Here is a 13,054-nt window from a genome sequence, read left to right as displayed (position 1 = left end):
ATGCCAGATGAAATTAAAATGATGATAGTCGATGATCATGATATGGTACGTAAAGGGCTAAAAGCGTATCTTCTAACGGAGCCCGATTTCCAAATTATTGGCGAAGGCGCAAATGGCAAAGAAGCAGTATCACTTGCAAACGAGCTTCATCCTGACGTGATTTTAATGGATCTCATTATGCCAGAAATGACAGGCATTGAAGCGACAAAAGAAATAATGGCCACTCTTCCAAAAACAAAAATTATTATTATCACGAGCTTTTACGATGATGAACAAGTTTTTCCTGCTATTGAAGCAGGCGCTTTTAGCTACTTGCTTAAAACAGCCTCAGCGGATGAAATCATCGCTACAATTCGAAAGGCGATTCAAGATGAAAGCGTCATCGAGCAGAAAGTAGCGCAAAAAATGATGAATCAACTACGTTCGAAACCTAAGAAACCCCTACATGAAGAATTAACTAAAAGAGAAAAAGAAGTTCTTCTTTTAATTGGTGAAGGAAAAACGAATAGCCAAATCGCAGAAGAGTTGTATATTGGATTAAAAACGGTTAAAACCCACGTTAGTAATATCCTTGGAAAACTCGGTGTCAATGATCGTACCCAGGCTGCTGTATACGCCATTCGAAACGGTATGGTTCGGTAAGCAAACCTGTTTGTTTTTGACACCTCTCTCAATCGCTACGCATTTACTATAATGAGTAGCGATTTAAGGAGGAAACAACCAATGGCAGACGATTATAAAAAATGGTCAGAACTTCCGTATGCTGGTGAACAAAAGCCCCCTCATAATCCAGAAGAACCATATGCGGGTTCGTGGCCGGATTACTACCTTCGTAACCAACCACCAGGGCGTTTTGCTACCCTTAACGGAAGACCAATACGATTGGACATCCAACACCCTTCATCCATTGATTGGGAGAAGGAATTAAAAAAGGTCAAGCATGCCGAGAAGCACCTTACCCCAAAAGAGGCGACGCTAGCAGAGTATTGGGGGACGGGGGTTGCAAGCAAGCAATGGACGCCTATTATCGATAAATTAATTGACACATATGGTGTGACAGCTCCACGCGCAGCAAGAATTCTAGCTGCTACTTCTGCAGGTATGAATGACGCATTTACAACAGCCTGGTATTTAAAGTACCGCTGGAATGTTGCAAGACCAAACCAGTTAGACCATGAGTTGAAGACACTTCTCTGCACACCTAGACATCCAACATATCCATCCGGACACGCAACGATTAGCGGAGCAACAGCCGAGATCTTATCCTATTTCTTTCCTACCGAGAAGGAGCGATTAGTTGAGCTCGCCAAAGAATGTGCTGACTCAAGATTGTACGCCGGTGTTCATTTCCCTGTTGATAATGAAGAAGGTCTTCGCCTTGGGAAACAAATTGGATCAATCGTTGCTTCAGAGCTAAAGAAAGAAGAAAATAGCCGAGGTCAATCCATCGACGTCCCATATCGAGAAAATCATCACGCGAAATTAACTCCTCCGCCATACAAACAGGTGATTGATTACAAATTTGATTCAACCTGTGATTCAAGTACAGAAAACCCGTTCTCACATCAGCATGCCACAAAGCCAAAACCTAAACTCTTTTTCTAATTGTTCAATTGACCATTTAAATCGAGTAAAGCTCGCAAAAGGAGCTTTACTCGATTTCTCTTTGTTCTTTCCGTACAAAATGGGTTGGATTCGTTATAATAGATGGAAGATTAGCAGATGAAAGGACTTTACATATGAAACGCATATTTCTCTTGATCGCGTTGATCATTTCAGGATGTCAATCGCACCAATCAGAGCCAACTAGTATAACCGTTGCCGCAGCTGCAAGTTTAAGTGATGCGATGAACGAGCTTAATTCCCTTTATGAAAAAGAACATCCTAATACAAGCATCACATTAAATCTTGCTTCTTCAGGAGTACTGGCCAACCAAATTAAACAGGGTGCTCCAATTGATGTGTTTATTTCTGCATCCGAATCTCATTTTCAGTCTGTGAAAAAGAAAGAGTTACTAAACCCTGACCATCAGACTCCATTACTGAAGAATAAACTCGTACTTATTAAAAGCCGTTCATCTAATCTCGCAAATTTTGAACAATTATCTTCCGAAAACGTGAAGCGAGTAGCGATTGGAATCCCTGAAACTGTCCCTGCAGGAGCTTATGCGAAGCAAGCACTAGCATTTGCGAACGTATGGGGAACTTTAAAAGAAAAGCTAATTTTCGGTAAGGATGTGCGTCAGGTATTAACATACGTTGAAACAGGAAATGCAGACGCAGGGATTGTGTATGAAACCGATTATCGTTCTTCTAAAAACGTAGACTTTGTAGAAGAAGTTCCTGAACAGGCGTATTCACCGATCATTTACCCAGCCGGGGTCGTCCGTGGTGCTCGTGAAGAAGCAACGAACTATTATACTTTCCTTCAAAGTAAAGAAGCAAAAGCGATTTTTGAATCGTACGGTTTCCAAAGTGATGTGAGTGCCAATGACTAATTTCCTTGATCCTATTCTCATATCCCTGAAAATTTCGCTTGTGGCAAGCATTATCGTAACGGTGTTAGGTATTTCGGTAAGTCGACTCATGGCTGGAAAAACGTTTCGTGGAAAAAGCATCATCGATACGATCATTATGCTACCACTCGTTCTTCCACCATCGGTTGTTGGATTTATCTTACTCGTTCTTTTTGGCGCCTCAAGCCCGGTCGGTCAGTGGATTGAAGCCATCTTTCAGCACCCGCTTATTTTCACTTGGCAAGCCGGCGTCATCGCTGCAAGCGTCGTCGCGTTTCCTTTAATGTATCAATCTGCTAAAGTCGGTTTTGAAGCGGTAGATCGCGATATTGAAGACGCCGCTCGTGTAGATGGTGCAGGGAATTGGACCGTATTACGAATGATTTCTATTCCGCTCGCTTCTAATGCCCTTATTTCTGGCATCATCTTAAGTTTTGCCCGCGCTTTAGGAGAGTTTGGGGCAACGTTAATGTTCGCGGGCAACCTTCCTGGAAAAACACAAACAATGCCAACAGCGATTTATGTGGCCATTGATTCAGGTCAAATGAGCCTTGCCTGGGCATGGGTTTTGGTCACCATCTTTCTTTCAACCGTTATGCTTTTACTTTCTTATCGTGTAACCGTCAAAATGTAAAAAACTCGCTCAGCTGAGCGAGTTTTTCATACCATATGAGAGGCTTCATTTATACTACTAAGCGCCATTTATTACTCTTCCGCTTCGGCATCCGTATCTCCTTGCGTCGAGTAGAATTCCTTCCTCAAGTAGATCTTTTCAATCAAGGCTTCCTCTCCACCATCTTCTCTCCCATAGATCGTCACATCTGAGAAACCTTCGACAAGGTAGAGCGTCACAGGCGTTTCAAATGGGTTTGAACCTTTACGTAGCTCATCTACCTCAAACCCCAAACTAGCAAGCAACAAGCGATTATCTTCTAAGTATTGCAACCCTTCAGGAAAGTACGTCATGGAAGTAGCGATATTATCCTTAAATAGCACCTCTCCGTTTTCAAACGTCATTTTCAGCGGGTCCTTTTCATCTACCTCAATGTTCTTAGGAAATTGAGAAACAAATTCTTCTCGGGATAAACCGAGCAAGGATTTGGCATCGACAATGAACTCAACCGAAGCAGGATCAAAGTCAATCTCTTCTTCAATCTGTGCTTCCTCTTCTTTTACCGCCTCAGGCGCTTCATCTTCATCTTGCTTCTCCTGTTCTGTCGTTTTATTGTCGGCAGAACTCGATTCACCTGAAGAGGAATCGACAAAAGCGGGAATGCCCCATACAACTATGTATAAAAGAAGCCAGAAACCAGCAAAAACCGCCGCTCTTTTCCTCGAAGATGTTACGAAGGGTTTAACTATGTTAGCGGTCATCAGCAAAAATGCGATAATCACCACTGTTTTCAAAAAATCCATGTTCCTTCACCTCATTATTAACTATAAAACCAATTGTTTCGCAAATACAATAGTTTCTTCTATAACTACTTAAACTTTTTCATGAGAATGAATTATTGGTAAAAAGAAGGAAAAGCGTTCAGTCTATCTAACTACAAAAGAGTAGTTATCATGAATAAGGAGGTAAATCATGACAGCCGATCGCTACGTTAACTTAACCGTTAAAAACTATCAGTCTGTTCGGAGCGCTATTCAAACGGGTGATCTACTCCTTTGTAGCGGATCTTATCCTGTTAGTAAAATCATTCAAAATGTATCCAATTCGAAATTCAGTCACGTCGCCCTCTTATTTCATTGGATGGACCGCTTAATGTTGCTTGAGAGCGTTGAAAGCTTTGGTGTCCGAATGGTTCCTCTCTCTCATTATTTTAATGATTATCGGAATTCAGGTAAGCCTTATAAAGGAAAACTCTATCTCATTCGCCATAACCAGGTAAAAGACTTAGACGACATCAAACGAAATGCGATGTTAAGAAGAGGCGCCGATTTAACAGGAAAATTCTATGATATTGAAGAAATTCTTAAAATCCTTGCTAGCGTCGTTATTGACGACCTGGAATCTATCCCAAATGATAAATACATTTGTTCTGAATTTATTCAAGAATGCTATCAAAAAGCAGGCATCTCGTTTCCAGATGACGGTCGTGGTTTCATTTATCCAGAGCATATTGCAAGTGATCCGGATGTGCGACCACTCTATGAACTTGTCCCTTAAAACCCATTTTCATAAAATCCCTCCCATTTCTATGGTTTGTCCAGACAAAATGGTTTGGAATAAATAGACTATTAGTATCCAAAAATAATGGAGGGAGCATCATGACATTACTTGTCATTGATCCAGGGCACGGCGGTTCAGATCCGGGTGCTACGTATAAAAGCTTTCAGGAAAAGAATTTTAACCTCGCGATATCGCGTATGGTGAGGGATCGTCTTGTTTCGAAGTACGAAGTTGATGTGGTGTTAACGCGCGATACAGATAAAACGTTCTCACTAAAACAAAGAACAGATTTTGCGAATACAATAAAGGCAAATTTCTTCCTAAGTATTCACAATAACGCATCTGGTGGAAGTGGATTTGAAACGTTTATTTTTAATGGGACTGTCCCAAATGAGACGGTTCAACTTCAGACGAGTATTCACAATCGAATCGCAAAAGATATTCTAAAGAAATACAACATCCTAGACCGCGGTAAAAAACGAGCAAATTTTCACGTGTTGCGTGAAACAAAGATGAACGCTTTGCTTATTGAAGTCCTCTTTGTTGATAATGAAAAAGACCTTAACCTTCTACAGAACCCTGCTTTTATTATGGATATATCGACGGTTATTGGAGACGCTACGGCTGAAGCCTTGAATCTCCCATTAAAAACCAAGCCGATTGAGGGTACCTTATATAAGGTGATTGCCGGATCCTTTAGTGATCGCGAAAATGCTGAAATCCATCTTGCTAAATTAATGCAAAACGGGTTTGGTGCATTTATTTCAACAACTGTCATTGACAAGAAAACATTTTATCGCGTTCAGACAGGCGCCTTCAGTGACAAGAAAAACGCTGAAGCATTAGTTGAAAAGCTAACGAAAGCGGGATTTGAGTCCTTTATTCTAGTTGAAGGGGATGCGCCTCCAGCTCCACCACCTCCTCCTGTGCCAGACAAAGGGTACAAAATTCAAGGAGAGGCTGTTTTAACGGCTAAACAAATGGATGCCTACGCAAGAACCATTAACCCCGCAGCACCGGATGTAGCTGAACTGTATTTGTCATATAGTAAAAAGTACAACATTCGAGGCGATATTGCTTTTGCTCAGGCGCTACATGAAACAAATTTCTTTCGTTTTACAGGCGACGTGAAACCTGAGCAAAATAACTTTGCTGGTATTGGCGCAACTGGCGGCGGAGCTCGTGGTGCCACTTTTCCTAATGCATCAACTGGTGTTCTTGCTCACATTCAACACCTTTTTGCTTATGCGTCGAAGTCAGCGCTTCCTGCTTTTGACCAAAAAGTGGATCCGCGCTTTGATCTCGTAACGCGGGGCTCCGCAACAACGTGGCAAGCATTGAATGGAAAATGGGCCGTTCCAGGTACAACCTACGGTCAACTCATTCTCGCATTGTACAAAAAAATGGTAGAATTTGCTCTAAGAGAGGTTGAAAAAGAGCGGAACACGCTAAAGACGACCATCGAAAACTTGGATAATATTTAGTCAAAAAAAGAGCGCTTCCTCTTCGGGACGCTCTTTTTATCTACTATTTTTATATGTTGAAAGGGCCGCCTGTACATGAGGATGATAGGTTGTTTTTATATAATCCGTACCCGATGATACCCACCTGAGCGCAGTCTCTGGCCTAACCCCAGTAATCATAATATCCACACCAAGCAGGTTTAACGCACCGCAAAGCTTTGCAATCATCTCTGTAAAGTCGTCATTTAAATATGTAATAGAAGATAAGTCCATAATAAGCGTATTGACCTTCATGTCCGCTACTTTTTGAAGTCCGATATCAAGTAAATAATGAAAGCCCACTTCTTCTACGACAGGTTGAATCGGTAACAGACCAAGTTGATCCATGAGCGGAATCACGTTCACGGCCATATCTTCCATTCGTTCAATCAACTCTTCTTGCTTTTTATAAACATGTGTCATATCTCGAAATTCCACCATTGCGCCATACATTTTGTTCGAATCCATTAACACCTTCGTTTGGACCGTTAAATACATATCGAACTTCCCCCATTGGTAGGGCATCGCTTCAATAAAATATTCTTCTCCTGTCTGAACCGTCCGCTCAACATGACGTACTTCTTCTGGAGCCATGGGAAAGATATCGTATACACTTTCACCTAATATCTCGTTCCGATTCACTTTTAAAATATTCTCTCCCACTTCATTCACCTGAATGACACGATAATCCAGATCAATCGACAGAACGCCACATGATAAATGATTCATTATATGATCCTGCAATTTACTCAATTCATCACTCCTATTTATTTCTTCTCATGATCGATAAGGAGAGTGCATCAACCTATATCCTCTTCAGGTTCTTGTTCATCTATGCTCACAAAGTTCATTCTATATGATACTTTCTACATTTAAACGCATATCCCTGTTTCTTCAAATGAAACATTTTTTCATTAGAAGATAATACTTTAAGAGTAATTTCTTCAGAACGAAAAAAACTGCCTGGCCGGCAGTTTTTTAGTCCCATGCAAAGCGCTGTTCTTTCCACGGGTCTCCATACATATGATAACCATTCCGCTCCCAAAATCCCTGCTGGTTTTCCGAACGAAATTTAATGGCCCGGATCCACTTTGCGCTTTTCCAAAAATACAGATGTGGAATAACTAGCCTAAATGGATATCCGTGTTCTGGAGTTAATACTTCTCCATTATGTTTGTAGGCAAGTAAACTTGTTTCCGCAAGAAAGTCCTCAAGCGGAAGGTTCGTTGTCCATCCTTCTTCTGCTTCGACCATAACGAATTTTGCTTCCTTTCGAATCCCTACATGCTCCGCAATTGTCGTTGTAGCAATCCCTTCCCACTCATTATCAAACTTAGACCATCCTGTTACACAATGGATGTCATTTCTTTTTGATGCTTCAGGTAACGTAAGCAACTCCTGAAACGAAAACACAGTCGGACGATCTACTAGTCCTCCTATTCTTAAGTCCCAATTTGACAAATCTTTCTCATAATACGGAACGTTACCAACGTGAAGAACAGGCCACCCCGTCGTGATGCGCTGATTAGGCGGTGTGCGATCACTGTTCTGTTCCTTTTCTTTACCAAAGTACATGCTGCACCTCTTTTCAACTTCTTTTCTATTAGTGTAACAGAATGTCTTCATTCACTTTCTATAGAATGCACCATAATAAGGAGTATGATCGTAAAAAAACACGAAGATCGCTCTCCGTGTTTTCTTACTTAAAATATCATCGCGGCTATCCAGCCAAATAAGATGAGTGGAATGTTGTAGTGTAAAAACGTTGGCACTACTGTGTCCCATATGTGATTATGTTGGCCATCAGCGTTTAATCCTGATGTTGGTCCAAGTGTACTATCAGATGCAGGAGAACCTGCGTCACCAAGGGCGGCAGCTGTTCCTACAAGCGCAATCGTTGCCATCGGGCTAAACCCAAGTTCCATTGCGAGTGGAACGTAAATGGCTGCGATAATTGGAATCGTAGAGAACGATGACCCGATCCCCATTGTAATAAACAATCCAACGATTAACATCAGAAGGGCAGCTAAGGCTTTATTGTCTCCAATTAATCCAGATGCTTGTGTCACAAGAGATTCAACTTCTCCAGTTTGTCTTAACACTTCGGCAAAACCATTCGCAGCAAGCATAACAAATCCGATAAACGCCATCATTTTCATTCCGTCAGTTAAAATGGCCTCTGACTCTGATAAGCGGATACTCCCTGTTACATAAAGAACGATAATTCCAGATAGCGCGCCAAGGATCATAGACTCAGTTGGTATTTGAACGGCTAGTGTTACTAGAACAGCGATAGCTGCAAAGATGATCGACCTTTTTGAATAGGTATACGTTTCAGGTGAATCCTCCTGAGCAATGGAAAGCTGTTTATACGTTCTAGGCTTGCGGTACGAAACAAATACAGCAATCACGAGACCTACAACAAGGCCAGATGTTGGCAAAAGCATCGCCGTTGGAATCGAAGAGAGTTCAATATCCATCCCGCTATCCGCCATATTTGACTGAAGGATTTCGTGAAATATTTTCCCAAATCCAGCAGGCAAAAGAATATATGGTGCAGTTAAACCAAATGTTAGTACGGCTGCAACGGCCCGACGATCCAATCCAAGTTCATTTAACACTTGAAGAATGGGTGGAATCAGAATCGGGATGAACGCAATGTGTACAGGAACAAGGTTTTGTGAGAAACAAGAAATCAACAGAATGATAAAAAGAATAAGTACTTTTGCAAGACCTTTCTTCCGATCGCCTCCCTGCCGATTAACGAGTTTTAGGGCACGTTCTACGATCAATTCAGGTAGTCCAGTTCGAGTAAGACCAACGGCAAAGCTTCCAAGTAATGCATAGCTCAGTGCAACCGTCGCTCCGCCTCCAAGACCAGAACTAAACGCTGTAATGGTATCATCAAGAGACAAACCCCCAAGCAGACCACCAGCGATTGCGCCGACAACAAGAGCGACGACAACATGTATACGAAATAGGCTAAGGCCTAGCATAATTAAAACAGCAAGAATAACGGCATTCATCGTGCAACAACCTTTCAACAAATCCTTTAGTTTGGTAAATCACTAATAAGTTAACACGAAAGAATTTTTGTGTCAATGGAAGTCGTTGCCGTTTGGAGCTGAACGCCAACTACAAATACAGTGTCATATGGTATAATAGACTGATCATTTACATATTAAAAGACTTGTTTTTCTCGCTTTACATAGTCCCATTCACACCTTAATCAGCCTCTTTTTCACCATTCGTTCGATTTAACATCCAAATCTTCGGGTACACCATTCATAGGAATCATGTAGAAAGGAAGATGTTGTCACTCATGGATATTTTGTTAAACTTTCCGCTCTGGGCAGCGCTATTCGGTGTTGTGTTTGCGCAGTTCTTAAAAGTACCGATCTACTTTATTGCTACAAAACAAATTAATTGGTCCTTATTTAATGCCACAGGTGGTATGCCAAGCTCTCACTCTGCTGCCACAACAGCGTTAGCAACTGGAGTTGGCCTTGAAACAGGGCTGGATTCACCTATTTTCGCCGTTGCTGCGATGTTCAGTATTATTGTAATGTTTGATTCCACAGGCGTTCGTAGGCAAACCGGTGAACAAGCAATTGTCTTAAACCAGCTTGTGATGAATTTTAATAGATTTGTATCTGAAGCCAAAAACTGGCAACAAAAACAAGAGCGAGAAAAGATTGAAGAATTAAAAGAACTGCTTGGCCATAAGCCAATTGAAGTTCTTGTCGGTGGTTTACTGGGGATTATCTCAACTTTAATTCTCTATTACATTTTTCAACTTGCTTAAAGAAGGAGGACTTTGATGCGCATTGTTTCGTTATGTCCTAGTAATACTGAATTGTGTGCCTACCTTGGGTTAACCGATCAGCTCGTCGGAGTTGATGACTTCTCGGACTGGCCCGAGCAAATCACTCGTCTACCAAAGCTTGGTCCCGATCTTTCAATTGACTTAGAACGAGTGAAGGAGCTAGAGCCAGACCTCATTCTTGCTTCTCTAAGCGTACCTGGAATGGAAAAAAACATTGAAGGTCTCGACAAACTTGGACTTTCATACACCATCTTAAATCCCAATTCACTTGAAGACATTTGCAACGATATCGTTACCCTTGGGGGACTTACGAATAAAGCGCACGAAGCCGCTTCTCTTTCCAATCGTTTTAGAGAAGTGATGAAACAGTACAAAGAAATTAGTGAGCAAATTCCGGACAAACCAGAAATTTATTGGGAATGGTGGCCAAAACCGATCTTCACTCCAGGAAAAACAAACTGGCTAACTGAAATAAGCGAGCTAGCAGGAGCGAAGAACCTCTTTCGAGATGTGGAACTCGCCTCCGTGCAAACAGACTGGACAGACGTCGTGAATCGCAAACCTGATCATATTTGTCTTGCATGGGTGGGGGTTCGACAAAACAAAGTGAATCCGGCTATCGTAAAAAAACGACCAGACTGAGAGAAGCTTCAGGATCGCCCCATTCATGTCCTTGAAGAATGGTTATATTGTCGTCCATCCCCTCGTTTATTGACTGGGCTTGTGAAACTAGCTACGATCCTTCATCCTGAACGCTATCCTGCTTTTGAAGGAGAAGACATGTTTCTAGAAAAATAGCACGATACAAAACGTCGGAGAAGCGCTTCTCCGACGTTTTGCTTTTCCCTATTCTTTTTCGCTCATTAACTCCTGTCTAAACACTTGCATCGATTCTTCTTCATTCAAGGTTTGGAGCATTTCTTCTGTTAACGTCCCCTCTCCTTTTTGAATGAGATAAACGTCCAGTGTCTTCTTTCCCCATTCCGTATAAACATCATGAACGGTGTCGTAATATAGATCGATACGATCCCCTATAATGGCACTTCCTGTATCCGCGACCACACCAAATCCGTATTCTGGAATAAAAAGAACACTTCCAATTGGAAATACAGACGTATCAGCCGCAATCGTGGAATAAAGATCACGCTTCACTTTTACCCCTGAATAGGTAATTCCATAAGCAGGATGATCAGCCGTTTTTCCCGTTGACTCTTCTCCCGCTGTATAACCAGTTGCTGTTACTGTGTGCACAGGATACCGGGACCAATCCTGGGACTTCGCAAGCGTCAAGCGATCTTCTTTACTGAAGACGACCTGTTCAGGAAATAGCCATTTTGAGACTTCATTTACCGAAAGACCAGATAATAATAAATAAGTTGATAGCAAAGCTGCTGCAAAAAGTCCGGTAAACGCGACACCTTTTGCGATCAGCAGAATGACTCGCACATCTTCCACTCCTCTCATGGTCTATTCATTTCCAGAGAAGTGAAAAGCTATTCATTCCGTTACTCGGATTCTATGAAGCAAAAAAAGCTTCTGCCAACAATTGGCGAAGCTTTTTAGAACATTTGATATCCTCTTACACGAAGCATTCGAATGGCAACACCTGCAAAGACTGCTCCAACAAGGCCAGCGGATAAAATAATCGCATCGGCACTTCCAAGAGAAAGAAGGTCCGTTCCTAACGCTTTAAAAGAAGAACCTGGTGACGAGAAATATTGAAAGAACGAAACGTTATCAATGATCATGATAACGATTACAGGATAAGCAACTGCCATGATCCAAGTTGAACGAAGGAGCATATTAAGCAGAAATCCAATCCCAAAGAAAAGAACAATAAACAACAGCATCGAAATAATCAGCTGTGGAATAGCCATTGTTTCACCCCCAAGTAATCATTGTTAGTTTACTGGATTGTCCCTTTTTAGTCAATGAACGGAGAGTGAACAAAGAAAAGCGGAAGCGCCCAGATAGGTCCGATAATGAAAAGTGAAGACGAGCGTTTAGAAACGGAGATATTGGAACTCTTGAACTAGAACACGCTTTTTGTGTTCTGGTGAAAGAGTGAAATATTGGAGTTTCTGCGAGTCGTAGCTGGATCTTAAAAAGCGGAAGCTAGATCAAAGAAAAGCTAAGCGCCTTTAAGCGCTTAGCTTGTTGGATTTTGTTTAGCTCCACTACCTCCACAATTATCACAAGTTTCCGATCCACCAAGAAGTAGTTGAAAGTACCCCTTCCCCTGGCAATAAGGACAGTCTGTAGCTTTCGCCTTATTTTGTTGTCTTCTCACATCAACCACTCCTTTGTTGTAATTTTCTGATAATATATCAAGAATCGTTGAAAAAGAAAAACCTCAAATTTCTGCCTGACAGCCTGTGTAAGCGGATACATCTATTATTATCATATTATTTCGTCAATTATCAAATCATTTCAGCTATTATGATAGAATTCAATTCTGCTCACTCTTGTTCTCCTACGCTACTTAGGCGTATGATACATCAATTTATATGTGGTGTACTGAAACTGATTACCAGGATTCATTTCTGTCATAAACTGATCCATTCCATTTAAGAAAGAAGGGATCATTGAAGAGGTTCGTGGATCTGCAAGAAGCTCTTCCTTTGTTAAAAAGGCACAAGTTGCAATTTCTGCCGTCTCCGATACTTCGCTCCCTCCTGTTCTTTTCATATGAAAAACAACTAAATTGTCACTAATATCGTGATTGATCACACCGGAACGAATACCGGCAATTCCAATCGTTTCGGCTACAATACCTGTTTCTTCGTAAACTTCTCTTACAGCGGCTTCGTCCACCGTTTCTCCTGGATCAACAAACCCAGCCGGAAAGGACCACTTTCCTTTTAAGCCACCATATTTCTTCATCACCACAAGATATTTTTCTTCATACTCAACGATGCCTGCAGCTGCAAGCCACACTTTCCCTCGTTTACTCAAGACAACGTCCCCCCAGGTATAAATAAAGTCGATCGCTCATAAGATTTATCATAGCCCCTATTCGATTGAATAGATTAGAAAA

15 protein-coding genes and 1 pseudogene are annotated in these 13,054 nt (G+C 41.6%); 8 read left to right on the top strand and 8 right to left on the bottom strand.

Annotation, left to right across the window (positions count from 1 at the left end; genetic code table 11):
- The 4 genes from LCL91_RS11425 (at position 1) to modB (ending at position 3,150) form a co-directional block, all read left to right on the top strand.
- Positions 1 to 642 (top strand): response regulator, encoded by a 642-nt coding sequence (locus LCL91_RS11425; protein ID WP_224882492.1) that lies wholly within the window; start codon positions 1 to 3, stop codon positions 640 to 642.
- A gap of 81 nt (positions 643 to 723) precedes the next feature.
- Complete coding sequence (locus LCL91_RS11420) at positions 724 to 1,605, top strand: vanadium-dependent haloperoxidase (RefSeq protein WP_224882489.1); 882 nt, start codon at positions 724 to 726, stop codon at positions 1,603 to 1,605.
- A 134-nt stretch (positions 1,606 to 1,739) separates the two neighbouring features.
- Positions 1,740 to 2,498, top strand: coding sequence for a molybdate ABC transporter substrate-binding protein (gene modA / locus LCL91_RS11415; RefSeq protein WP_224882486.1), 759 nt, complete (start codon positions 1,740 to 1,742; stop codon positions 2,496 to 2,498).
- Positions 2,491 to 3,150: a molybdate ABC transporter permease subunit gene (modB, locus tag LCL91_RS11410; RefSeq protein WP_224882483.1), complete on the top strand. Its 660-nt coding sequence runs from the start codon at positions 2,491 to 2,493 to the stop codon at positions 3,148 to 3,150. The genes modA and modB overlap by 8 nt, the downstream gene beginning before the upstream one ends.
- Positions 3,151 to 3,221: 71 nt before the next feature.
- On the opposite strand, the gene LCL91_RS11405 is transcribed toward modB, so the two are convergent.
- Positions 3,222 to 3,932, bottom strand: coding sequence for a hypothetical protein (locus LCL91_RS11405; RefSeq protein ID WP_224882480.1), 711 nt, complete (start codon positions 3,930 to 3,932; stop codon positions 3,222 to 3,224).
- Positions 3,933 to 4,101: 169 nt separating this feature from the next.
- Between LCL91_RS11405 and LCL91_RS11400 the strand changes: the two genes are divergently transcribed.
- Positions 4,102 to 4,686, top strand: coding sequence for a YiiX/YebB-like N1pC/P60 family cysteine hydrolase (locus LCL91_RS11400; protein WP_224882478.1), 585 nt, complete (start codon positions 4,102 to 4,104; stop codon positions 4,684 to 4,686).
- A gap of 101 nt (positions 4,687 to 4,787) precedes the next feature.
- Complete coding sequence (locus LCL91_RS11395; protein ID WP_224882476.1) at positions 4,788 to 6,173, top strand: N-acetylmuramoyl-L-alanine amidase; 1,386 nt, start codon at positions 4,788 to 4,790, stop codon at positions 6,171 to 6,173.
- A 36-nt stretch (positions 6,174 to 6,209) separates the two neighbouring features.
- Here LCL91_RS11395 and LCL91_RS11390 read toward each other — a convergent pair whose 3' ends face one another.
- The 3 genes from LCL91_RS11390 to LCL91_RS11380 form a co-directional block, all read right to left on the bottom strand.
- Positions 6,210 to 6,944: an STAS domain-containing protein gene (locus LCL91_RS11390; RefSeq protein WP_224882473.1), complete on the bottom strand. Its 735-nt coding sequence runs from the start codon at positions 6,942 to 6,944 to the stop codon at positions 6,210 to 6,212.
- A gap of 225 nt (positions 6,945 to 7,169) precedes the next feature.
- Positions 7,170 to 7,766 (bottom strand): sulfite oxidase-like oxidoreductase, encoded by a 597-nt coding sequence (locus LCL91_RS11385; protein ID WP_224882470.1) that lies wholly within the window; start codon positions 7,764 to 7,766, stop codon positions 7,170 to 7,172.
- 128 nt (positions 7,767 to 7,894) lie between these two features.
- A complete protein-coding gene (locus LCL91_RS11380) occupies positions 7,895 to 9,217 on the bottom strand; it encodes a Na+/H+ antiporter family protein (RefSeq protein WP_160920752.1) in 1,323 nt (440 codons plus the stop codon).
- A 296-nt stretch (positions 9,218 to 9,513) separates the two neighbouring features.
- Between LCL91_RS11380 and LCL91_RS11375 the strand changes: the two genes are divergently transcribed.
- Entirely contained in the window at positions 9,514 to 9,996 is a 483-nt protein-coding gene (locus LCL91_RS11375; RefSeq protein ID WP_224882468.1) for a divergent PAP2 family protein, read from the top strand.
- 15 nt (positions 9,997 to 10,011) lie between these two features.
- Positions 10,012 to 10,815, top strand: a pseudogene (locus LCL91_RS11370) (cobalamin-binding protein).
- A 48-nt stretch (positions 10,816 to 10,863) separates the two neighbouring features.
- Here the strand turns inward: LCL91_RS11370 and LCL91_RS11365 are convergent.
- The 4 genes from LCL91_RS11365 to LCL91_RS11350 all read right to left on the bottom strand — a co-directional run bounded on the left by LCL91_RS11365 (position 10,864) and on the right by LCL91_RS11350 (position 12,972).
- Positions 10,864 to 11,454 (bottom strand): 3D domain-containing protein, encoded by a 591-nt coding sequence (locus tag LCL91_RS11365; RefSeq protein WP_224882748.1) that lies wholly within the window; start codon positions 11,452 to 11,454, stop codon positions 10,864 to 10,866.
- 122 nt (positions 11,455 to 11,576) lie between these two features.
- Complete coding sequence (locus tag LCL91_RS11360) at positions 11,577 to 11,894, bottom strand: YuiB family protein (protein ID WP_098444820.1); 318 nt, start codon at positions 11,892 to 11,894, stop codon at positions 11,577 to 11,579.
- 272 nt (positions 11,895 to 12,166) lie between these two features.
- A complete protein-coding gene (locus LCL91_RS11355) occupies positions 12,167 to 12,307 on the bottom strand; it encodes a YuiA family protein (RefSeq protein ID WP_160920744.1) in 141 nt (46 codons plus the stop codon).
- Positions 12,308 to 12,495: 188 nt separating this feature from the next.
- Entirely contained in the window at positions 12,496 to 12,972 is a 477-nt protein-coding gene (locus LCL91_RS11350) for an NUDIX domain-containing protein (RefSeq protein WP_224882466.1), read from the bottom strand.
- Positions 12,973 to 13,054 lie beyond the last annotated feature (82 nt).

Origin of the sequence: Guptibacillus hwajinpoensis, assembly GCF_020171785.1 — a bacterium.
Taxonomy (GTDB): Bacteria; Bacillota; Bacilli; order Bacillales; family Guptibacillaceae; genus Guptibacillus; species Guptibacillus sedimenti.
This window is presented reverse-complemented; position numbering and strand designations above follow the sequence as displayed.

Bases quoted from the DNA above. Each gene is read 5' to 3' on its own strand.
- LCL91_RS11400 (WP_224882478.1), top strand. From the start codon at position 4,102: ATGACAGCCGATCGCTACGTTAACTTAACCGTTAAAAACTATCAGTCT.
- LCL91_RS11380 (WP_160920752.1), bottom strand. From the start codon at position 9,217: ATGAATGCCGTTATTCTTGCTGTTTTAATTATGCTAGGCCTTAGCCTA.
- LCL91_RS11395 (WP_224882476.1), top strand. From the start codon at position 4,788: ATGACATTACTTGTCATTGATCCAGGGCACGGCGGTTCAGATCCGGGT.
- LCL91_RS11385 (WP_224882470.1), bottom strand. From the start codon at position 7,766: ATGTACTTTGGTAAAGAAAAGGAACAGAACAGTGATCGCACACCGCCT.
- LCL91_RS11405 (WP_224882480.1), bottom strand. From the start codon at position 3,932: ATGGATTTTTTGAAAACAGTGGTGATTATCGCATTTTTGCTGATGACC.
- LCL91_RS11360 (WP_098444820.1), bottom strand. From the start codon at position 11,894: ATGGCTATTCCACAGCTGATTATTTCGATGCTGTTGTTTATTGTTCTT.
- LCL91_RS11375 (WP_224882468.1), top strand. From the start codon at position 9,514: ATGGATATTTTGTTAAACTTTCCGCTCTGGGCAGCGCTATTCGGTGTT.
- LCL91_RS11420 (WP_224882489.1), top strand. From the start codon at position 724: ATGGCAGACGATTATAAAAAATGGTCAGAACTTCCGTATGCTGGTGAA.
- LCL91_RS11425 (WP_224882492.1), top strand. From the start codon at position 1: ATGCCAGATGAAATTAAAATGATGATAGTCGATGATCATGATATGGTA.
- modB (WP_224882483.1), top strand. From the start codon at position 2,491: ATGACTAATTTCCTTGATCCTATTCTCATATCCCTGAAAATTTCGCTT.
- modA (WP_224882486.1), top strand. From the start codon at position 1,740: ATGAAACGCATATTTCTCTTGATCGCGTTGATCATTTCAGGATGTCAA.